The sequence below is a fragment of the Pauljensenia sp. UMB6358 genome (assembly GCF_030216865.1).
GTDB classification, from domain to species: domain Bacteria; phylum Actinomycetota; class Actinomycetes; order Actinomycetales; family Actinomycetaceae; genus Pauljensenia; species Pauljensenia turicensis_A.
On record NZ_JASOMS010000065.1, the window covers coordinates 1 to 356 of the forward strand.

The window sequence follows — 356 nt, forward strand, 5'->3', positions numbered from 1 at the left end:
GGCTAGGGACGGGAACATCTGACTCTATCCCGGCACGCCTATCAAATAATGAGCATGTTATTACGGCGGCGGAAGTAACCGCAGCTGGTGGGCATGGCGCGATATTCGCGCTAAGGCACATGATGCACACTGGGCAGATCCGAGACCTGCTGCGCGAGCGGGGCTTCGCCGAAGGGGGAACCCCAGCACTGCCTTATGCGCCACGGCCACTTATCACATCTGGTGGCGCAATGGCCTCACGGGTTGCGCACGAGGTCAGCGTGTCACTAGCGGGCCAATCTCTCGCGCTTGTCCTAGACGATGGCACCCGTTTTAACGCGCACATCGAAGAGGCCGTGGACCGCAGGATCATAGCT

General features: G+C 60.1%; 1 protein-coding gene. It reads left to right on the forward strand.

What is annotated here, in order from left to right; all coding sequences use genetic code 11:
* Positions 1–119: 119 nt before the first annotated feature.
* Positions 120–356: hypothetical protein (locus QP381_RS08655; protein ID WP_285068552.1), on the forward strand; the 237-nt coding region annotated here is incomplete at its 3' end.